Source organism: Malacoplasma muris (assembly GCF_046774425.1).
GTDB lineage: Bacteria > Bacillota_I > Bacilli_A > Mycoplasmatales > Mycoplasmoidaceae > Malacoplasma > Malacoplasma muris.
Map to the genome: position 1 here is coordinate 724,495 of NZ_CP177248.1, position 22,724 is coordinate 747,218.

24 protein-coding genes are annotated in these 22,724 nt (G+C 23.6%); 7 read left to right on the forward strand and 17 right to left on the reverse strand.

Annotated features, from left to right (window positions below; all coding sequences use genetic code 4):
• Positions 1-2: 2 nt before the first annotated feature.
• The 14 genes from ACLFO7_RS02890 to ACLFO7_RS02955 form a co-directional block, all read right to left on the reverse strand.
• Positions 3-296: a YbaB/EbfC family nucleoid-associated protein gene (locus tag ACLFO7_RS02890; RefSeq protein ID WP_412032019.1), complete on the reverse strand. Its 294-nt coding sequence runs from the start codon at positions 294-296 to the stop codon at positions 3-5.
• A gap of 6 nt (positions 297-302) precedes the next feature.
• On the reverse strand, positions 303-2,612 hold the full coding sequence (gene dnaX / locus ACLFO7_RS02895; RefSeq protein WP_412032020.1) for a DNA polymerase III subunit gamma/tau: 2,310 nt from the start codon (positions 2,610-2,612) through the stop codon (positions 303-305).
• Between the two features lie 78 nt (positions 2,613-2,690).
• Complete coding sequence (gene whiA, locus ACLFO7_RS02900; RefSeq protein WP_412032021.1) at positions 2,691-3,608, reverse strand: DNA-binding protein WhiA; 918 nt, start codon at positions 3,606-3,608, stop codon at positions 2,691-2,693.
• 37 nt (positions 3,609-3,645) lie between these two features.
• Entirely contained in the window at positions 3,646-3,924 is a 279-nt protein-coding gene (locus ACLFO7_RS02905; protein WP_412032022.1) for an HPr family phosphocarrier protein, read from the reverse strand.
• 137 nt (positions 3,925-4,061) lie between these two features.
• Positions 4,062-5,276: a hypothetical protein gene (locus ACLFO7_RS02910; RefSeq protein WP_412032023.1), complete on the reverse strand. Its 1,215-nt coding sequence runs from the start codon at positions 5,274-5,276 to the stop codon at positions 4,062-4,064.
• A 16-nt stretch (positions 5,277-5,292) separates the two neighbouring features.
• Positions 5,293-5,688 (reverse strand): hypothetical protein, encoded by a 396-nt coding sequence (locus ACLFO7_RS02915; protein WP_412032024.1) that lies wholly within the window; start codon positions 5,686-5,688, stop codon positions 5,293-5,295.
• Positions 5,689-5,690: 2 nt separating this feature from the next.
• Complete coding sequence (gene atpD, locus ACLFO7_RS02920; RefSeq protein WP_412032706.1) at positions 5,691-7,130, reverse strand: F0F1 ATP synthase subunit beta; 1,440 nt, start codon at positions 7,128-7,130, stop codon at positions 5,691-5,693.
• A gap of 71 nt (positions 7,131-7,201) precedes the next feature.
• Entirely contained in the window at positions 7,202-8,056 is an 855-nt protein-coding gene (atpG, locus tag ACLFO7_RS02925; RefSeq protein ID WP_412032025.1) for an ATP synthase F1 subunit gamma, read from the reverse strand.
• A 5-nt stretch (positions 8,057-8,061) separates the two neighbouring features.
• Positions 8,062-9,606: a F0F1 ATP synthase subunit alpha gene (gene atpA / locus ACLFO7_RS02930; RefSeq protein WP_412032026.1), complete on the reverse strand. Its 1,545-nt coding sequence runs from the start codon at positions 9,604-9,606 to the stop codon at positions 8,062-8,064.
• Between the two features lies 1 nt (position 9,607).
• The gene (gene atpH, locus ACLFO7_RS02935) at positions 9,608-10,156 is read right to left on the reverse strand and encodes an ATP synthase F1 subunit delta (protein WP_412032027.1); all 549 of its coding nucleotides are present in this window, start codon (positions 10,154-10,156) and stop codon (positions 9,608-9,610) included.
• A 25-nt stretch (positions 10,157-10,181) separates the two neighbouring features.
• Positions 10,182-10,826, reverse strand: a complete 645-nt coding sequence (locus ACLFO7_RS02940) for a hypothetical protein (RefSeq protein ID WP_412032028.1) — start codon at positions 10,824-10,826, stop codon at positions 10,182-10,184.
• A 40-nt stretch (positions 10,827-10,866) separates the two neighbouring features.
• A complete protein-coding gene (gene atpE / locus ACLFO7_RS02945; RefSeq protein ID WP_412032029.1) occupies positions 10,867-11,130 on the reverse strand; it encodes an ATP synthase F0 subunit C in 264 nt (87 codons plus the stop codon).
• Between the two features lie 50 nt (positions 11,131-11,180).
• The gene (locus ACLFO7_RS02950) at positions 11,181-12,059 is read right to left on the reverse strand and encodes a F0F1 ATP synthase subunit A (RefSeq protein WP_412032030.1); all 879 of its coding nucleotides are present in this window, start codon (positions 12,057-12,059) and stop codon (positions 11,181-11,183) included.
• A gap of 28 nt (positions 12,060-12,087) precedes the next feature.
• Complete coding sequence (locus ACLFO7_RS02955) at positions 12,088-12,480, reverse strand: hypothetical protein (RefSeq protein WP_412032031.1); 393 nt, start codon at positions 12,478-12,480, stop codon at positions 12,088-12,090.
• A gap of 156 nt (positions 12,481-12,636) precedes the next feature.
• Between ACLFO7_RS02955 and ACLFO7_RS02960 the strand changes: the two genes are divergently transcribed.
• Both ACLFO7_RS02960 and ACLFO7_RS02965 read left to right on the forward strand, forming a co-directional pair.
• Positions 12,637-13,332, forward strand: a complete 696-nt coding sequence (locus ACLFO7_RS02960; protein ID WP_412032032.1) for a hypothetical protein — start codon at positions 12,637-12,639, stop codon at positions 13,330-13,332.
• 248 nt (positions 13,333-13,580) lie between these two features.
• Positions 13,581-14,462 (forward strand): IS30 family transposase, encoded by an 882-nt coding sequence (locus ACLFO7_RS02965; protein WP_412032033.1) that lies wholly within the window; start codon positions 13,581-13,583, stop codon positions 14,460-14,462.
• Between the two features lie 128 nt (positions 14,463-14,590).
• Here the strand turns inward: ACLFO7_RS02965 and ACLFO7_RS02970 are convergent, their stop codons facing one another.
• Positions 14,591-15,037: a transcriptional repressor gene (locus tag ACLFO7_RS02970; protein WP_412032034.1), complete on the reverse strand. Its 447-nt coding sequence runs from the start codon at positions 15,035-15,037 to the stop codon at positions 14,591-14,593.
• Entirely contained in the window at positions 15,030-15,902 is an 873-nt protein-coding gene (locus tag ACLFO7_RS02975; RefSeq protein ID WP_412032035.1) for a deoxyribonuclease IV, read from the reverse strand. The genes ACLFO7_RS02970 and ACLFO7_RS02975 overlap by 8 nt, the downstream gene beginning before the upstream one ends.
• A 261-nt stretch (positions 15,903-16,163) precedes the next feature.
• On the opposite strand from ACLFO7_RS02975, the gene ACLFO7_RS02980 reads away from it, so the two are divergent.
• From ACLFO7_RS02980 to ffh, 5 genes are all read left to right on the forward strand, one after another.
• Positions 16,164-16,916, forward strand: a complete 753-nt coding sequence (locus ACLFO7_RS02980; protein WP_412032036.1) for a tyrosine-type recombinase/integrase — start codon at positions 16,164-16,166, stop codon at positions 16,914-16,916.
• Positions 16,917-17,009: 93 nt separating this feature from the next.
• The gene (mnmG, locus tag ACLFO7_RS02985; RefSeq protein WP_412032037.1) at positions 17,010-18,845 is read left to right on the forward strand and encodes a tRNA uridine-5-carboxymethylaminomethyl(34) synthesis enzyme MnmG; all 1,836 of its coding nucleotides are present in this window, start codon (positions 17,010-17,012) and stop codon (positions 18,843-18,845) included.
• Positions 18,846-18,847: 2 nt separating this feature from the next.
• Positions 18,848-19,546 carry a 16S rRNA (guanine(527)-N(7))-methyltransferase RsmG gene (gene rsmG / locus ACLFO7_RS02990; RefSeq protein ID WP_412032038.1) on the forward strand — a complete coding sequence of 233 codons (699 nt, stop codon included), beginning with the start codon at positions 18,848-18,850 and terminating at the stop codon, positions 19,544-19,546.
• 77 nt (positions 19,547-19,623) lie between these two features.
• Entirely contained in the window at positions 19,624-20,865 is a 1,242-nt protein-coding gene (tyrS, locus tag ACLFO7_RS02995) for a tyrosine--tRNA ligase (protein ID WP_412032039.1), read from the forward strand.
• A 12-nt stretch (positions 20,866-20,877) separates the two neighbouring features.
• On the forward strand, positions 20,878-22,212 hold the full coding sequence (gene ffh / locus ACLFO7_RS03000; protein WP_412032040.1) for a signal recognition particle protein: 1,335 nt from the start codon (positions 20,878-20,880) through the stop codon (positions 22,210-22,212).
• 110 nt (positions 22,213-22,322) lie between these two features.
• Here ffh and ACLFO7_RS03005 read toward each other — a convergent pair whose 3' ends face one another.
• Positions 22,323-22,472: a hypothetical protein gene (locus ACLFO7_RS03005; RefSeq protein WP_412032041.1), complete on the reverse strand. Its 150-nt coding sequence runs from the start codon at positions 22,470-22,472 to the stop codon at positions 22,323-22,325.
• Positions 22,473-22,724: the final 252 nt, after the last annotated feature.

Genomic DNA, 22,724 nt, shown 5'->3' on the forward strand with positions numbered 1-22,724 from the left:
AATTAAAATGGCATTTTTGGCATTGCAATTTGTGTAACTTTATTTTTTTCAGCACTTGTTTTACTAACCGCTTCATTTACTGCTTCAGCAACCATTTCTTCCAAAATATTTTTATCTTCAGGATCAACTAATTGATTATCTATAGAAATACTAATTATTTCTAAATTACCCTTAATTTTTATTGAAATATAATTTTTATAATTATATTCAAATTCTTTAGAATCAAATTCAGCGATTTTTTTATCAAGACTTGCTTGCATTTTTTTAGCTTCAGCTAAAATTTTTTGCATATTCATAAATTATTATTCCTCCTCAATTAAATCACCTAGCATGTTAACAGCTAAATCTTTTATTGTTTCTTTCTTATTTATTTTATCTAATAAATCATCAATATTAACATCATCTAATCTATTATTTTCTTTTAAATATTCTTTGTACTTATTTGCAAAATCTTGGGCTTCATTTTTTGTCAGTGCTAAAAACAAATATACACCTTTAAATTTCTCTTTTAAATACCTCAAAAAATTTACATTGTTTGAATTTGAATTTAAATTTTTACAAGCAATTTGCTCATCAAATAAAATAATTACCCCATTATTTGATGCAAGCAAGATTTTACTAGCATTTACAAAATAACCTTCTTCTAATGTTTTAGCCATCTTATCTTTGATTGTTAAAAATATTGTATTAATTTTTTCTTTAACATCATTATTTTTGTTATCTGCTATTTTACAAAAAATATTAAACTTTTGATCATTGCCATATTCAATAATATTTACAACATTATTTATAGTACCTTTTTCTAATTCATTTGGCTTGCTAACTTTTGTAATAGATGTATTTCTAGTAATAGTTTTTAAATTATTTTTAAAATCATCAATTATTTTTTGTCTTTCACCAAATTTATCTTCTTTAACTAGTTTAGTTTGTTCATCTTTTATTTTGTTTTCTTCAACATTCGTTACCTGTTCAATTTCCTCTTTAACATTTAAATCACTAGATTGTTGATCCAAATCATCAAACTGCATATTAAATAAATTAACTTCTTTAAATTCATCTACTTTCTTTTTTTTAGAAGAATTTTTCTCTAAAGTTTTATTAATAACATCATTTACATTTGAAGGTTCAAAAAAAGGAGTTGTAGAAATTGATTTTTTAATAATATTAGATACATCTAAAACAGCAGGTGTTGAAATATGATCAACATTTTTTTCAACGCATTTTTCTTTTTCTACAATAGATTCAGAAATATTACTTAATTTTTCAAGAGAATTATTTTCTGTCTTATTATTTGATAATTTTATGTAATTAATATTATTAATTTCATTAGAATTTCCATAAATTTTTTTAGTAACCACATTATCAAATAAAACCTGTGAAAACTCACCTTCACTAACTTTTTTAATTGGTTGACTATCTAAACTAACCTTAATTTCAGGAGTAATATTATTTGAACTAATTTTTAAATCTTCATCATTAATTTGTGTTTGTTTGTTGTAATCTATTGATGAAGTGTTTATTGATAAATCAAAATCAAATACTTTTGTTGCAGTTAAACATGTTAATTCAAAATAAAATTTTGGATTAGAATTAGTTTTTATTTTAAACAAACCATCTTGCCAAACTTCTATTAACTTAACAAGTTGCTTTGAATCAATAACAATTAAACCTAAATTTAATTTTGACAAAACTTTTAATAAAGTATCATTATTTGTTTTTTCATAAATTAGTTTATCAAATAATATTTCTATAATTTCAATTGCTAATTGATAAAAATCAATTCCTTTAAATTCAAATTCTTTAATACTTTCAATTATTTTTTCAAACTTACATCCAACAATATTATTGATAAACTCAATCTTTTTATCTAAATCCAATAATCCAAAAACTTGATTAATAGCTTCAACTGTAATGTCAGAATTTGTATATGTATCAATTTGACCCAAAAGAGTTAAACAATCACGAGCAGATCCATCTGCTATATAAGAAATTTTTTTTATTGCATCATTTTTTATTTTAATGTTTTCAATTTCGCAAATTCTTTTTATCATATTTTCAAGTTCAAATAATGACAAATTATATAAAGAAAACTTTTGACATCTAGAAATAATAGTTAATGGTATTTTATGTGGTTCAGTAGTTGCAAATACAAATAGTAAATGTTTTGGAGGATCTTCTATTGTTTTTAACAATGCATTTCATGCTCCATTTGTAAGCATATGTGCTTCATCAATTATATAAACTTTATACTTTAATGAAATAGGCAAATAATTAATATTATCAATAAGATTTCTAACATCAGCTACACCATTATTACTAGCTGCATCTATTTCAACAACATCTAAAGAAATAGCATTATTAATAGATAAACAATTATTACATTTATTGCAGCAATCACCATCTATAGAATTTAAGCAATTAAGAGCTTTTGCAAAAATTTTAGCAATTGATGTTTTTCCAACGCCACGTGATCCAGATAAAATGTATGCATGAGACAATTTGTTATTAATAATAGAATTTTTTAAAGTTCTCACTACAAATTCTTGACCCTGTATTTCATTAAATGACTGTGGACGATATTTTCTATACAAATTAATATTATTTACTGACATATTTTTCCTAGTGATAACTATAATTATAAAATAAGTAGATTACATTTATTAACTAACTTATTCTGTTAAATAACTAATTTATTTTTTTATTTTATTATAAATATTTCTAATTTTTCTTACATAATGATTTAACCCTGTTCTTGTAACAACTAAATTAAATTCATTTTTGTAATGATAAACTAAATTATTTAAAGTTGCTTGTTGATATTTAAGTCTTAAAGTACAAAATATTTTTTCCTTTTCACTTAATGAATTATATATTTCCTTATGCGCAATTAATTCATTAATTCATTTAACTTGATCAATAGATGCATCAACAGTTTTTTTAAGATTTGAAATGTCTAAATTATTAAGTCTTTGCATTTGATTTGTATAATCTCTATAAATTCTTTTATCCTCATAAATATACATTGATTCTGATGCATTCATGTATTTTAATAAATCTGAAATATATTCAGATTTCTTAACATACAAAACATAAATATTTTTTCTTTTCATGATTTTAGCATCAACACCTAATTCACTTATTATTTTTTTAACATATTCAATTAAATCAAAATTATGACTTCTAATTTCAAAGTGATAATTACTACTTGAAGGGTTATTCACACTACCACCGCTTAAAAAAGCTCCAATTAAAAATGCTTGTTTATCTTCTATAGTTTGTAACAAAAAAGTTGGATCTTTAAAAATAAATAATTCATTTTCTATCTTATTAAAGTCACCTTCAAATTCTAATTTATATGTAGTTAAATTATTTAATTTTGAATCTTTTGAAAAATAAAGTGTTTTATTTATTCTGTATAAAGAACTTAATGATTTTGTAATAAATCTAATAATACAATTATTTCTTACTTTTGTTTCATATAATAATTTATTATTAGAAATATTTATTGTAATATTATTTTTTAGAAATGCTGATAGTATACATTTTAATTGATTATTAGAATAACAATTTCTTGTTATTTCTTCTTTTACATTTTGAGAAAAAGTCATAAAAATACCTATAAAAAAAACCAAATTTAATTTGGTTTTATATTAACTCAATCAACTTATTATCAAGCATAACTTGTTTAACTTCTTCTAGTGCTTTATCCTCATCAGAACCTGTAATTATTACTTCAAGTTTATTGTCTTTTTTTGCACCAAGAGACATTAAATTAATTACTGATTTACCATTAGCAATTTTATCATTTTCTAATAATTTTATAGATATAGTTGATTCAAATTTACCTGATACTTTAACAATTGCAGCAGCTGGTCTTGCATGAATTCCAATTGCATCAATAATTTTAGCTTTAAAACTTTTCATATCAATTCCTCTATATAAAATACAATCTATTAATATAATTTATATCAATACACATAAAAAATATCACTTTTTATTTTATATCATTAAAAATTTAATGCATAAAATATTTTTACAATTTTTATAATTTATGTACTGTTTTATCAATTTTCATCATACTTCTTTACCATCTTTCTATTATTAATAATGAAAAATAAAATTAGTGTTAAAGAACTTGTTAATAAAATAAATAATAATAAAGCTAGTGATAAAACTCAATTAATACTAATCTGAAAAACAAATTGTCCAATAATTAATGGTAATAATCATAATATAGAATACATTAATGATAAAAAAAATATATGTAATATTAATAACCAAAGGCATTCAATAATATTAATTCCTCACCTAGTTATTAAAAATAAATTATTTTTAATATTTTTATATATTGCTATAGAAGAATATACTGAAAATATAAAATTAATACAACTCAAAAACACAACACTTAATATCACAAATATTCTATTTGAATTTCCCTCAAATAAAAAAACTAATGACAGGGAAAAAAGTAAACCAAGAAAAACAAACAAAACAACATTTAAAAAATTAAAAAAGAAGTTTTTTTTAAAAAGTCAAAAAAATAATTTAAAAAAATTCCCTGAAAAATCTTTATGTTCTAAAAGTTTATTATCTCTTATTAATAATTCATCATTTGTTGTTGATAAATCATCAAGATTAATTATTTTTATATTAATTTTTTCTCCAGTTTTTTTATTTGGGATTTGGTTAACAAAAATTGTTAAAGTAATATCTTCTAATTTAAAATTTTGCGAAATTAAATCCACAAAAAATAAATAAGAATCTATTGTAGAAATATATTGCTCAATACCATAAAAAAATAAATATTTTGGATTGGATAATTTTGCACTAGCTAACATTAATTTGATTATTAATTTATTTGATAACATTTTAATTCTTGTATTTTTAAAATAATCTAAATCAAATTCCTTAAGTAACTGATTGATTATTGAAATTCTATCTTGTTTTTTTTCAAATATGCAAACACTATGAAACAATAAGTAATCTATAACAGTCATATTTTTGTCATCTGAATTAAAAGGACATATTATTGAGATATTTTTTCTTATGAAAAAAAACTTATCACTCAAATTAAATTGATTTAAATCATAATCATCATAAATTAATCCACCAATATTAGGTTTATAAAAACCTGTAATAATACTAAATATATCTGCTAATTGCTTTTTATTATCACTATAAATATAATTGATTTTATTTTTGTCCAAAACAAAAAAGATTCCATTAGTGGTAATGGAATCATCAATATTTTTAACAACTGATTCAAATTTAACCATAATATAAGATAATATCTTATTTTCCTTTTAATTGTTGAATAATTTTAGTAATGTTTAAACTTTGACTAAAATCTACAAGGTGGTTTGTTTTTTCAGTTAATTGCTTTGCAGCATTAATTTTTTGCATTTCAACAAGATGTATATTATGATCATTGTCATCAAAAAGAAAACCTGTAATAATTTCTAAATTATTATCAGAAATAATATAAGCTCCTTTGCCAATTATTTTTACTATTTTTTTATCTTTTGTGGTTATATGGATTTTACCAACACATACACTTCCAATAGTAGGAGCATAATTTTTTTGTAAAACAGTAATACCATCAATTGTATTAAAAGAAACTAAAGAAATATAATCATCAAATTCTATTTTGGTAGGAGTAATTATTTTTAATTTTAAAGTATTTTCCATACTTAATTACCAAAATGTTTTTCTATTACTTTATCAACTTTTGAATCTTGATGTTTTTTTAAGACATCATCAATACTTCCAACATACAAAAAATGTTGTTCAGAAATATCATCACATTCTCCATTAATAATCATTCCAAAACCCCTAATTGTTTCCTTTGTTGAAACATATTTTCCATCTTTACCAGAAAATTTTTCAGCAACAAAAAATGGTTGTGATAAAAAATTACGAATTTTTCTAGCCCTATTAACTATTAACTTATCTTCATCATTTAATTCATCTATTCCAAGAATTGCTATAATATCTTGAAGTTCTTCAAATTTTTGTAAAATAGCTTGTACTTCTCTGGCAACTTTGTAATGTTCAATACCTACAATTTCTGGATCTAACATTCTTGAATTTGATTCTAATGGATTAATAGCTGGGTAAATACCTAAAGAAGCTATTTTTCTATCAAGAACTGTTTTTGCATCTAAGTGAGCAAATGTTGTACTTGGAGCAGGATCTGTTAAATCATCTGCTGGAACATAAACAGCTTGTACAGACGTGATTGATCCATTTTTAGTAGATGTAATTCTTTCTTGAAGTTGTCCCATTTCATAAGCTAAAGTGGGTTGATAGCCAACAGCAGAAGGTATTCTTCCTAACAATGCAGAAACTTCACTACCAGCTTGAGTAAATCTAAAAATATTATCTATAAATAATAAAACATCTTGCTTATTTTTTTCCCTAAAATGTTCAGCCATTGTTAAAGCAGTTAATGCAACTCTCATTCTTGCCCCAGGTGGTTCATTCATTTGACCAAACACAAGAGCTGTTTTATCAATAACTCCACCTTGAATCATTTCATGATACAAATCATTACCTTCACGAGTTCTCTCTCCAACTCCTGCAAAGATAGACAACCCACCATGTCCAGTAGCAATGTTATGTATTAGTTCTTGAACTAATACTGTTTTACCCACACCAGCACCACCAAATAAACCAATTTTACCACCTTTAATATATGGAACTAATAAATCTATAACCTTTATTCCTGTTTCAAAAATTTCAGTTTTTGTTGATTGTTCTTGAAAAGATGGAGATTTATTATGAATTGATTCAAACTCAATATTTTTAGGCATTGGCTTGTCATCAATTGGTTCACCAATTACATTAAACATTCTTCCTAAAACCCCTTTACCTACAGGAGCCTGAATAGTTTTATGAGTATTAAGAGCTTCTAAACCTCTACTTAATCCTTCAGTTGCTGACATTGAAATGCATCTAACAACATCATCACCAACTATTTGTGAAACCTCTAATACAATATTTTTTCCATCTTTTTTAACAATTAGAGCATCATTAATTCTTGGAATATTTCCACTAGAAAATTTAACATCAATAACAGGACCAAAAATTTGGTAAATATATCCAATGTCAGATTTAACTTTAGAAGATATTTTAACATTTGGAATAGTTTTAATATCTATACTAGTTTTTTTCGCTGTGACTTTTTTTGATGTAGCCATAATTATTCACCTACCTTACTTCCTGAAATGATTTCTGTAATTTCTTGTGTAATGTCACTTTGTCTAACTCTATTATAATTAAGTTTGTAATTATTAATTAGTTCATTTGCATTTTTTGTAGCACCTTCCATTGCATTTCTTCTAGATGCATTTTCAGATATTTTTGATTCTGTAATTGTACCTAACAAAATAGAAGAAATATACTTTTCAAATAAAAATTTGAATAAATTTTGAGCATTAGGTTCAGATACATAATAACCACCAGAAATTGGTTTAGATAAACCATCAAAATGATTTTTATCAAATGGAATTAAATTATATATTGTTGGTTCGAAAACAAGAGAATTAACATATTTTGTATATATTATTTTTGCATTACTAAATTTTTTATTTTTATATAAAAGAATTAATTCTAATGCTAACAAATCAAAAAGATCAAAATTCAAATTCTTATCATCTAATTCAAGATTCATAATAATTTCATTTTCAATATTTTTACTTTTTAATATACTTGATCCTTTTCTTCCAAAAATAATGATTAAATCATTTTTTTTAATATTTTCTTTTAAAAGTTTAATTATATTGATATTATAACTTCCACATAAACCCATAGATGATGTAAAAACAATTCAAACTGTAATATCATTGTCAAGTTTTACTCTAAATTCTGAATCATCAATGTCCTTTATTATTTCTCCAAAAATTTTATACATTGAAGAATAATACTGATGTGTTGCAAAAAATAAATCTTTTTGTTTTTTTAATTTTGATGTAGCTATCAATTTCATTGCATTAGTTATTTTTGAAGTTGACTCAACCACTTTTATTTTCTTTTTTATTTCATTTAAAGAAGACATAAATATTATTTTAATCCAGTAAATTCATATGGATAATCATTTATAGTGGTAATAAATTTTCTAATAAAAACGTCAAATTCATTAATTATTTGTTTTTGCAATGATTCAGTAATATCTTTTTTGTCCTTCAACTCTTTGATAATTGGATGCTTTTCATCAAAATATTTAATTATTTCATCTTTGAAATTTTCAATTGAATTTTCAGGTATTCATTTAATAAATTTTTCTTTTATAGAAAATAATAACAACGCTTCTATTTCTTGTGATAGTAATTTATGTTGACCTTGTTTTATCATTAACATTACTTTTTTACCATGCGATAAAATATCTTTTGTTTCTTTATCAAGATCACTACCAAATTGACTAAATGCATCTAATTCTCTAAATTGAGCAAGTTCAAGTTTTAAACTACCAGAAACTTTTTTTATAGATTTAATTTGTGCAGCACTTCCAACTCTAGATACAGATAACCCAGCATCAATAGCAGGACGTTGTCCTGTATTAAACAAATTGGACATCATAAATAATTGACCATCAGTAATCGAAATTACATTTGTTGGAATATATGCTGATATATCTCCTGCTTGCGTTTCAATTATTGGCAAAGCGGTAATACTACCACCTCCAAATTTTTTATTTACTTTTCCACTACGCTCTAGTAGTCTTGAATGTAAATAAAAAACATCTCCAGGATAAGCTTCACGACCAGGTGGTCTTCTTAATAATAATGATAAAGTTCTATATGCTTCAGCATGTTTTGATAGATCATCATATACAATTAACACATCTTGCCCTTTGCTCATTCATTCTTCTGCTATTGTAATACCAGCAAAAGGAGCAATATATTTTAATGCAGGCAAATCTGAAGCATTAGAACTTACAATTGTAGTATATTTTAAAGCATCATAATCTTCTAAAGTTTTTTTAATTTGAACTATAGTAGAATTTTTTTGCCCAATTGCTACATACACACATTTAACATTTTTTCCTTTTTGATTAATAATTGCATCAATTGCAATTGTTGTTTTTCCCGTCTGTTTATCTCCAATTATTAATTCTCTTTGACCTTTTCCTATTGGAAACATAGAGTCAATTGATAAAATTCCTGTTTCTAATGGTTGATCAACTGATTGACGGCTCATGACACCAGGTGCAATTTTTTCAACAGGCATAAAATTTGTTATATTAATTTTACCTTTTCCATCAATTGGCACTCCCAATGAATTAATAACTCTTCCTAATAATTGATCACCAACTGGAATACTTACTACTCTATTAGTTCTTTTAACAACACTATTTTCCTTAATGTCTTCATAATCACCCAATATTACAACACCAACTGAACTAACTTCTAAATTAAAAGCCATTCCTAAAACACCATTTTCAAATTCAACAAGCTCATTTAACATTACATCTGTTAAACCACTAACTTGAGCTATTCCATCTCCAACATTAATAACATTACCAATCTCATTATAAAGAGCTTTATCTTTATAATGTTTAATTTGGTTTTTAATTAAACTTGAAAATTTATCTAATGATATTGACATACTATTCTCCTTTTGTTGTTTTTATTTGATGTCTTAAATTATCAATTTTGCCTTTTATTGAATAATCTAAAATATTATTGTCATTGTAAATTATTTTAAAACCTGCAATTAATGATTTATCTATTTCAACTGTATAAACTATTTCTTTATTAAATTTGTTTTTATGTTTATCAATAATTTTTTTTATAATATTATCTTCTAATGGAAAAGGAGTGATAATTTTCAAAAAAGCAATGTTTTTTTCTCTATTATAATAAGTAAAAAAATCTTGAATAATAAACAAAACATTGTGCATAAAATTATTATCAATTAATACACATAAAAAATTAATTAAATATTTATCAATGTTATTTTCAAAAATATTTTTAATAATTCTTTTTCTTTCTTGTTTACTTAAATTATTAGAACTTAAAATTCCAATAATATCTTTTTGATGATAAAAAGAATTAAAAACACTATTAAGTTCATCTAAAAATTTTTTATCTTTTTCTTCATAAATGGAATACAAAGCAAATGCATAGTGATGAATTTGATTTTCTACATTTGACATAATAATTTAAAAATATATAAAAATACTATTTTTTTGATTCATCTGATAAATCTTTTAAAATAGAATCTATCATTTTTTTATTTTCATCACTATCAATTTTTTTATTTAAAAATGTTTCAGCAATATCAATTGCTAGCAAACTTGCTTTTTGATTCATTTTTAATGAAGCAATTTCTTCTTGTTTTTTAATATTATGATCTGCTTCGCTCTCAAGATAACTTACTCTTTTTAGTGCAACTTGTTCCATTTTGTTTTTAATATTTTCACCTTCAATTGTAGCATTTTGAATGATAGCAGATGCTGCTTGCTTTGATTCTAATAATTCCTTTTTAGATATTTCAAAATTTTTATCTGCTATATCATTTTTTTCTTTTGCTTCATTTATATCCTTTAGTATTTGGTTTTTTCTTTTTTCCAAATACTTTTTTGTAGGCTTTCATACTAATCAAACAATTAATGAAAGCAAAATAATTGTTGCAATAGCATGAGCAACTAGAACTCAAACATTTGGTAATATTTGAGAAATAATTTCATCAGAACCAGGTATTGCAGGACGAGAATTATTTGCTGTAGTTTCAGAATTGAATATAGTTGAATTACATAAATTTAAAAAAGATGTAATTTTCAATTTTGATGAATCAACAAAATTAATTAAAATATTTATCATCATTCCTCTCCTTTACAAAAAATAAAAAACAATATTATTAATCTTAATTAGCAACAAAGATTAATAAAATTGCTATAATCAAACTATAAATTGCACTTGTTTCAGAAATTGCTGCTGAAATAATTAACATAATTTTTACTTTTGATTCTGATTCTGGATTCTTAGCAATTGCTTCTGCTGCTTTACCACCAATATATGCTTGTCCTCCACCTACACCAATTCCAGCAATCATAGCTATTCCTGCACCAAGATAAGCTAAACCTTTATCTGAAATTTGATTTATAATTACATTCAATAAATTTGTCATATAAAACTCCTTTTCTATTATTCCTATTTCTATTTTTTAAAACAAATATATTATACTCTTGATATACTTTTTAATTCCACACAACATTCACTACTAAAATCAACAAATCTAAAATTGTCAGCTTCATTATCATCTTCAGGTAATGCCATTTTTCAATAAACCATCGTTAATAAAACAAATACAAGTGCTTGTATTGTACCTGTTAAAACGTCAAGATAAGCATTTAATGGAGCAGCAAATAATCCCATAATTATTTGCCAAGCATATGCATTTGGAGGCTGAGGAAATAATGGATTATTTCCAGAAAGCGCCATTGGAATGGAATAAAAAAGTGCTAAAATGATTGACCCACCAAATATATTTCCTCACAAACGCATTGATATAGATATTAAAGGTGTGACACTACCAACAATTTCAAGTGGATTAATAATTATTGGTACATAGTATTTATTATTTGTTTTTTTACTTTTAATATTTATTCCAATAATGAATTTCTTAAGATATGAAAGCCTTTGATATTTAAATCCAATTACAAATGTTCCAATAAATGTTACCAATCCCATTGATACAGTTACTGTAACACTTGCTGTAGGATTTTCAAACCCTATAATACCTATCATGTTAGATACTAATATATAGATAAATAAAGTCAAAAAATATGGAGTTAATTTTATAAACCTTGGACCTAAAACTTCAAAAACTAATTGTTTTGTATAATTTATTAAAATAAAAAGTAATAAAGCAAAGCCTTTAGGAGGTTGATCAGCTTTTAATTTTTTAATTGAAAAATAATAATAACATATAGCAATAGTAATAAGAACAGTAACAATGATTATTGATAATATTATTGGTGTTCCACTAAATGGATTATATTTAGCAAAAGGATCTTGATTTTCTACACCTACATTAGCATCATTAAAAAAAACCAAATACATCACCTTCTTCCTACTATTTAATCTAGCAAGTCTTGCTATCATCAACTCTCATGTATTTTAAATAGCCAAAAACTATACTTTCAAGTAAGGATATTATAACTCCAATTAAGATTCCAATAATATTAATTTCAGAAATATCTACAGAATATAATATTGTACAGAGTATTATAGGAACACATTTTAAAAAATATCTAACTACTCATACAATTAATAAGTTTGTTTTATTAATTTTTTTCTTTGCTGCTGAATACATCAAATAACTACTTAAACAACCAAATGGTAAGTACAATATAAAACCATATATGTAAGTTCAATCATTAGTTAATGAGCCGACAATTATCAATGAAATAAATGCAATTGCATTAGCTAAGACAAAATAAAATCAAATATTTTTAAAAATCTGTTTAAATTTCATAATATAAATTATATTCCAACTCAACAAAATAGCTTATTTTTTAAAACATATCATTGTATGTTAAGAACTTTCAACAAATAATGTTATTTTTAGTAAAAAAATATTTTTTTATAAAAGTTAGAATTTTTTTCGTCTTTATAATATGGAGGGATAAACATGAAAAGAATTCTATTATACTTTACAAATAAATATTTTGGAGAATGAGAAAAAATCTATTATGCTCTTAGCGATAAAGAAGTTGTTCCTAAGAAATATTATGAAAATACAAAATTATTACCTAACTACATATCTGTAATTGATAAAAACTATCCAGATGAATTAAAAACAATCTATAAGCCTCCATTTTCATTATTTTGATATGGAAATTTTGATTTACTATCTAAAAAAATGATTGGTGTTTATGGATACAGCAACGATAAAAACATCATAGATAATATTCTGAAATTAAAAAAGGCAGTGTATGTTGTTGATTATAATAATTCAAAATTAATAAATTTATTAATGAAGAATAATATTAATTTTATTTGCATATATAAAAATGGAATAGATAATAAAATGAAAAACTCTAAAATATATTCAAAAATAATTAATAGTAATAATTTAATTATTACAGAAATTCCATCAAATAATTCTACTAATATTTTTATAGATCAAATGCATAATAGAATTATTTTTGGATTATCTAAAATTATGATATTTTTAGATGATAATGATAAGTATAGTTTTGAATCAATAATTCAAATATGCAAACTAGAATCTATTAGTTGTTATTCTTATAAAAAATTAAGTAATGATTATTTAATAAGTATTAATGATATAAATAAAATTATTTGTCAAAGATTATCCAATTAAAAAAGTCAGTGAATACAATCACTGACTTTTGCTCGATTGAAATATGAAGTGCAACACATATTGTAAAATATATGTGCACTTCATTTTTTTTGTTTACATAAAATAGGACAAAAGAAAAAGGTGCCCTTAGTTTTCCACAACAGCGAGACACCCACTATGTTATACAACCATTTATCAGAAAAAGAAAGAGCAATAATTGAATTTATGTTCTATCAAGAAAAAGATCTTTAAACTCAATTGCAAAAGAATTGAATAGACATAGATCTACAATATCAAGAGAATTAAAAAGAAATGAATCTTGTGGAATATATAATTCTAATAACGCTCATAAAAAATATTTAAATAGAAAATGAAATTCTCATGCTTTTTATCTTGATAGATACAAAAGCTTTACAGATCTATTTTTAGATAAATTTAGAAAAATAGATCATGGAGTTGAAGCAACTTGTCATTATATTAAAAAAAATTATCCTTGTGTCAAAACACCAAGTTCTAGACAGGTTTTTAATTGAATAAAATCCAATAGATGAAAATTAAAAAGGTCAGATAGACTTAGAAAAGGATATGTAAAAGGAAGAAAAAGACATAAAGGTATGTTTTCTAAATTTGATGAAAAATATGTATTTCCTTTTTGAGCTAGACCTTCCAAAATAGAAAAAAGAGTAGAATATGGACATTTTGAAGCAGATTTAATTATTGGAAAAAGAAAAGCTGGATATAGTAATTTGCTAACTCTAGTAGAAAGAGTTACAAGAATGACATATATTATTAAAGTCAAAAATAAAAATTCTTTTACAATAAATTCAACAATTAAAAAACTAGTTGAACAAAATAATTTAAAAGTAAAAACAATCACAATAGATAATGGAATTGAGTTTAATAAAATAGGAATCCTTGCCTATTGATTAAATTGCAAAATTTATTATTGTGAACCATATGCTTCATTTCAAAGAGGAAGCAATGAAAATGCTAATGGTATTATTAGAAGATTTTATAAAAAAGGAACAGACTTTGATTTATTAACAGATGATGATGTAGTTAGACTACAAAATAGGATAAACCTCATGCCAAGAAAAATGTTTGGTTTTAAATCAAGTTATGAAATAAATAAACATTATATAGAAAGGTAATAATAACTCATAACCATTTTATTGGCTATGAGTTATAAGTTGTGCTATTATGATGTTGCACTTCATATTTCATTCAGGGAAAAGTCAGTGAATACAATCACTGACTTTTTTAAAATCTATTATAAAAATTATTTTTTCTTAACAAGTACTTCAATTTTTAAATTATGAATTTCATAACCTTTTTCAACAAATAAATTAGTAATTTCATTTACTAAATTATTTGGTATAGTTTCATATTCTTCAGTATCTGCTTGATAATCTCTTACATGAATATGAAAATTATTTCTATCAACTAATTCATATCTTTGATTTTGAGATTGATAATTTGGATAAACATCAATAATCCCTTGTGCTAATAAAGCTTTTAAATTATTATAAACAGTTCCTACATTTAGATTATTATGTTTTTTTCTCAAATGCATAACTATGTCATTTGCTGTGTGTTGATGATGTCCATCTGATAAGCATTCTATTATGTCAAGTCTAGTATTTGTAACTCTGTTACCTTTACCTAATTTATTAATAATTTTTTCTTGTTTAGTTTTTCTTTGATTCAATTCTTTATTATTACTCATATTTTTTAAATTCCCCAGATATTAAATTTGTTATTTCATATTTATAAATAGGTTTTTCATTATAATAAGGTGTTTCTAAAATTTTTGGAACACTATTTATTCTTTCATTATGAACTCATTTGACCAATGTATCAAAACCAATTTTTCCTAAACCTATATTTTCATGCCTATCTTTATGAGCACCTCTTTCATTTTTTGAATCATTTAGATGAATAACTAAAAGCTTATTTAAACCAATTATTTTATCAAACTCATCTAAAATACAATCAACATTACTAATGTCATATCCTGCTTCATGAATATGACATGTATCAAGACACACTCCAATTCTTGACTTATCTTGAACTAAATCAATTATTTGTTTTAATTCTTCAAAAGTTACACCAACTTCTGTTCCTTTTCCTGCCATTGTTTCAATACAAATAATGACATCATTATTAATTCTTTCAAAAACTTTATTTATCCCCTCTGCAATAAATTGAATAGCTATATCTCTTTTTAATGAAAGACTACTACCTGGGTGTAACACAATTTTATTAGATTTAATTTGAGCAGTTCTTTCAACTTCAATACAAAGTTTGTCAATTCCTAATAATCTTGTAGATTCTTTGTCTGAACAAAGATTTATCAAATATGGTGCATGAACAATAATATTTGCACTATCAATATTATTTTGCTTCATCAATAAAATTGAATCATTCACATTTTTTTTATCAATTTCTTTTCTATTAAAATTTTGAGGTGGTCCTGTAAAAACCATAAAGCAATTAGCATTGTATGATAATGTTTCATGAACGCTTCCTAACATATATGATGGATTTTTAAATCCAACATGACTTCCTAATAATATTTTTTTATTATTCATACTTTTTCCTCTACTCTACTTTTATCATATTAAAACATAAAAATTAATTTTGTAATATTGTGTTACTTAGAACAATAAAGTTATTATTACATTTTATTTATTAATTATAAACATTTAAGTTATTATGAAAAAATATTATTATTTTTTCAAAAAAAATTACAATTTCATTATTTTTCCACGTCTTTATATATAGGAGATAAAAAATTATTAAAGCAGCATAAATAAAATTAACTAAAAATAATAAAAAATATAGGAGAGCAAATGGATAAATATTTAATATGATTACATAGTGTTAAGGGATATAGCATTTTAACTTGTAATGTCTATTATAAATATGCAAAATTATTGAATGAATCAAATATGGATTATAACATTGCTTTATCAAAATTTCCAAATATCTCTAATAATACAAAGAGAGTAATTTTAAGTGCCATTAAAAAATTTTACTATTATAAACAAGACAAAAGATATACAGAAATAGTTTTGCCAAAAAAAAATAAAATTGTTTGTGATTATTTATCAATTGATGAATATCAAAAAATATTAAATTATGTATTAAACAAAAAAAGAGTGAATTGATTAAAAATATTAATGATTAGACTTTTATTTGAAACTGGGATTAGGAGTAGTGAATTGCTATCAATAAATTCATTAGATATTAAGGATAATAAAATAATAATAAAAGGAAAAAATAACAAAGAAAGACTAGTTTATCTTTCTCCATCATTAACAAAAATTCTTAATAATGTAATTAGCAAAACAAATGGATCAACTAAAATATTTCATTTTGGTTATAAATCACTTTATAAGAAAATAAAATTATTAGGAAACAAAGTTTTAAATAAAAATCTTACCCCTCATATGTTTAGAAGAGGTTTTGCAACACACTGCATAAGCAATAATATTGGAATATATGAATTATCATTAATGATGGGTCATGATAATATAAATACAACAAAATTATATTTAAGAAATGATGATAAAATATCAGTCATGCAAACTTTATTTAATTAAAATTCAAGGCATTATAATTTTTTAAGAATGCATAAAAATTAAATTATTATAGTATATTTGTTTTAAAATTGATTAGTTAAGAATGAGGTAACTATGAAATTTGATTGCATTGTAATTGGAGCAGGCCATGCCGGTTTAGAATCTGCTTTCATACTTAGTAAAAAAGGATTTAAAGTTGGATTATTTGTTTTAGATAAAAATTTAGTAGCAAATATGCCTTGCAATCCATCAATTGGAGGTCCTGCAAAAGGAGTAGTCACAAGAGAAATTGATGCACTTGGTGGCATTCAAGGCAAAGCAGCTGATGCTACACAATTGCAAATGAAATTATTAAATAGTTCTAAAGGTGCTGGAACATGAGCATTAAGAGCACAAATTGATAAGATTGCATACAATGAGTATTTTTTAAATTTAATCAATGAAAATAAAAACATTATACTAATTGAAGAAGAAGTTATTGATTTAATAATTTCTAATAGTCAAATAGAAGGTATTATTACAAAGTCAAATAAATATTTAACAAAATATTTAATAATCACAACAGGAACATTTTTAGATTCTACTATCCATATAGGGGAAAAACAAATTAAAAAAGGACCAGATGGATTTCAGAATTCTGTTAATCTTTTAAATTCAATAAAAAAAGTGGGATTTAAAACTATTAGATTAAAAACTGGTACACCAGCTAGAATTCTAAAATCTTCAATTGATTTTAGTAAAATGCAATTGGAACCAGGAAGCAAAGAAAAACATTCATTCACTCATTTTAATCCTATATTTTTACCTTACGAAAAACAATTACCATGTTATCTAGTTCATACAAATAAGCATACACATAAAATTATTAATGATAACTTAAAAAGATCTGCAATGTACAGTGGTTATATTAAAGGCACAGGACCAAGATATTGCCCATCAATAGAAGATAAAATTGTTAGATTCAGTGATAAGGAAAGACATCAAATTTTTGTTGAACCAGAATCATTAAAATTAGATACTATGTATTTAGCTGGGTTATCCACTTCTATGCCAGAGGATGTGCAAGAACAAATCATTCATAGTTTAGATGGTTTTGAAAAAGCTGTTATTAAAAAGTATGCATATGCTATTGAATATGATGCAATTAATCCAATTCAATTATTCCCAACTCTAGAAACAAAACTAATACAAGGATTATTTTTTGCAGGACAAATTAATGGAACAAGCGGATATGAAGAGGCTGCGTGTCAAGGTTTAATGGCAGGAATAAACGTAATATGTAAACTTGAAAATAGACCACCTTTTGTTCTAAAAAGACATGAAGCATATATAGGGGTTTTGATTGATGATATAGTAACAAAAGAAATTACAGATCCTTATAGATTATTAACAAGTAGAGCTGAATATAGACTTGAATTAAGAAATGATAATGCAGATGAAAGATTATATAAATATAGTTATGAATTAGGATTAATTTCAGATAAAGAGTATCAAAATTTTTTAAATAATTTAGATCAAGTTAATGAGATAATAGAAAAGTTAAAAAAAATGACACTATCTGATTGTAAGGGTTTAAAATTTGAATCTAAAAAAACAAATATATTTTTATATGACATTTTAAAAAGACCAGAATATAGCATTAATGACATTTTGCCATTCTTTGATAAAAAATATAATTTGAATGAATTTTGAAGACAAAAAATTGATATTAAAATTAAATATGAGGGATATATTATTAATCAAAAAAAAGATATTAAGCAAATGGAAAACATGTCAAATATTAAACTAAATTTAATCAAGGATTATAATGTTATTCCAAACATTTCTTTAGAAGCTATAGATAAATTAAATAAAGTAAAACCTTTAAGTTTAGATCAAGCATCAAGAATAAGTGGCATTAATTTACCTGATTTAATAAATATAAAACTATATTTAGAAAATAGAAAATAATTATGAATAGAAATGAATTTATAAAAAAAATAAAAGAAGAATTCAACATTAAAAATGAAAAATACATAATGGAAAAAATTGATAAATATATTGTTCTTTTAAATGAATATAATAAAAAATTTAATCTAACTAGATTGAATAAAGATGACATAATCTTTTCACAATATTTTTATGAAAGCATAATTCCATATATAGGTTTTGACTTTAGCAAAATAAAAGAATTATTAGATATAGGTTCAGGATCTGGAATACCTGGAATTGTCTTAAAAATAATTTTTAATGATATAAATTTAACTATCATTGAATCTAATAGAAAAAAATGTGAATTTTTACAAATTTTGACAAATGAATTAAATTTAGAAAATGTAAAAATTATTTATGATAGAGTTGAAAATTGCTCAAAAATTTTTACTGAAAGTTTTGATTTAATAACTTGCAGAGCAGTGGCAAGTTTAAAAATATTAATAGAAATATGTTTTCCTTTATCCAAAATTGGTGCTACACTTATTTTTCCAAAATCAATAAATTATTTAGATGAACTAAATGATGCTCAAACAATAATTAAAAATGTTTTTGCACAAAATTATAAAATTAAAAAGTTTGTTTATAATAACAAAGAATTTAATACATTCTTTTTTACAAAAACTAATAAAACACCCACTCTATATCCAAGACAATGAAAAGATATAATAAAAAGTTAATTATTTTAAAATAATAGTTAATATTATTAATTAATTAAAGGATAAAATATAATAATGTTAACTATTTTGGAGTTACTATGAACTTTTTAAATGAATTAAAAGAACGTGGAATTATAAATAATATAACTAATGATAAAAAAGTTGAAGATTTTTTCAAAAAAAAAGATAAAAGTCTTTATATTGGATTTGACCCTACAGCAAACTCATTGCATCTTGGTAATTATGTAGCAATATCAATTTTAAAAAGATTTAAAGATAATGGTTTTAAAACATTTGCTATTGTAGGTGGAGCAACAGGAATGATTGGTGACCCAAGTGGAAAAACAAGCGAAAGAGTTCTATTAAATACTGACATTATCAAAAAAAACATAACTTCAATAGAAAAACAACTAAAACAGTTTTCAGGCGCTGAAGTATTTAACAACTTTGAAATATACAAAAATATGAATGTACTAGATTTTTTAAGAGATATAGGAAAAACAATTAATGTGAATCATATCTTAGAAAGAGAAATAGTAAAAAAAAGATTAGAAACAGGTATTTCATTTACAGAATTTACATATTCTATTCTTCAAGGATATGACTTTTATTATTTGTACAAGAATAAAAATGTTAGTTTACAACTTGGTGGCTCAGATCAATGAGGAAATATAACTGCAGGTATTGATTACATTAGAAGACAAGAAGGTGATAATAATACAGCATGCGGTATAACATTAAATTTACTAACAAAATCAGATGGTACAAAATTTGGTAAATCAGAAAAAGGAGCCATTTATCTTGATAAAAATTTGACATCTCCATATGAAATGTATCAATTTTTAATTAATCAAACAGATGAAGAAATAGAAAAATTATTTAAATTTCTTTCATTTAAAACACTTAATGAAATTCAAGAAATTAATGATAACCATAGAAAAGAACCATTTAAAAAAATAGCTCAAAAAGAACTTGCAAATGAGTTAATTTCAACAATTCATGGAAATGAAGAGTTAAAAAAAGTTTTAAAAATTTCTCAATGTATATTTAATAATAAAATTGAAGAATTAACTAATGAAGAATTAAAAGAAGCTTTTAATTCTGTGCCAAATTATCATACAAATTGTACAGAAAAAAATATTGTGGAATTATTGGTAGAATCAAAAATAGTAGATTCTAAAAGAATCGCAAGAGAATTAATAGATGGTAAATCAATTTATGTAAATAATAAATTAATAACTAGTTATGAATTTATTGCCACAAAAAAAGAGAGTTATAATAATGAATTTTCTTTAATTCGTAAAGGTAAAAAAAATTATTTTTTAATAATTTGAAAATAATAAGGAGGAATTATGTTTCAATCAATGATAGCATCTATAGTTTCAAAATCAATGAAAAAGAAACTTGAAAATTCAACAATTAAAGAAGAGGATCTTATTGATGTACTAAAACAAATAAGAATTTCATTATTAGATGCAGATGTTAATTTAACTGTGACAAAAACATTATTAAAAAATATAAAAGAAAGTGCAGTGGGCACAATTGTTGATCCAGGTAAAGATGCAGATCAAGTTCTGCTTGTAATTGTTAAGGAAGAATTATTAAAAATACTTGGAGAAAAAACTGCAAGTATTGATTACAAGAAAAACCCATTAAAAATTATGATGGTTGGATTACAAGGGTCAGGGAAAACAACAACTGCAGCTAAAATAGCATATTTTTTAAAAACAAAACATTCTAAAAAACCTCTTTTAGTTGCTGCTGATATTTATAGACCTGCAGCAATTGATCAATTAAAAACACTATCAAATGAAATTAATGTAGACTTTTATGATAAGCAAAAACAAAATCCTGTTAAGACATCAAAAGAATCAATAGAAATAGCAAGAAAAAATGGGAATGATGCAATAATTGTTGATACAGCTGGACGTTTACAAACAAATAAAGAATTAATGGATGAATTAGTAAATATTAAAAAGAATTTTTCTCCAGATGAAATTTTATTAGTTGTCGATGCAATGGCAGGTCAAGATATTATTAATGTTGCTCAAGAATTTAATGATAAATTAAAACTAACAGGATTTATTATTACAAAATTAGATTCTGATGCTCGTGCAGGAGCTGCACTATCATTAAGAAGTATATTAAATGTACCAATTAAATTTACAGGTGTCGGAGAAAAAATTGGATCATTAGATATTTTTCACCCTGATAGAGTTGCAGATAAAATATTAGGTTATGGTGACATGATGACACTTGCTGAACAAGCAGCTGAAAATCTAGATGAAAAAGTTGTAAAAAGATCTTTTCAAAAAATGTTATCAGGAAATATGGACCTTGAAGATTTAATGAATCAAATGGAACAATTAACTAAAATGGGTTCAATTGGAAGTATTATGCAAATGCTTCCTGGTGCTCCAAAGATAACAGAAAATAAACTTAATGAGATTGAAGAAAAAATGAAAACTTGAAAAGTGTTATTATCTTCAATGACAGTAAAAGAAAGAAGAAATCCAGCTATTATTAAAAAAAATAATAATAGAAAAATTAGAATTACAAAAGGTTCTGGAAAGAAAATGGATGATTTAAATAAGTTGCTAAATGAGTGAGAAAAATCTAAAGCAAGAATGGAAGAAGTTGGAAAAGTAATTAAAAAAGGTCAAAATCCTTTTTCAGAATGAATGTAAAAACATATTTTATAAAAAAAATGAAGTGTATATAGATTTTACTATATGTATTACACTTCATTTTTTAATTTAAAATAATAGCATTTCTAATAATCTTATATTTTTCTGTATTATTTATCAAATTTTTTATCTAATGCTTCAAGAGCTTCAAGTGTTTTGTCACTAATTGACAATTCAATGTTTGAATCATTATCATGAACTGAAAGATTTAAATTCTTTCCATCATGATTAATAATTACATTCATTTTCTTTTTTTCCATTTTATTACTTCTTGTATTATAAAAATATAATTAAACAATTAAAAAATAAGATATATTTCACTATATGTTCTATTTTATTTTCGAGTTAATATTTTGCATTTTATGCAAACTACATTTTCATGCGAAAAGTACAATTTTACAGTCAATAGATTTATTATTGTTATTTAAACTATTAAATTCATTTAATTTTTATAATTCAAATAATGCATTCATAATAACTACCTCTATTTTATCTGAATCAGTAAATATAAA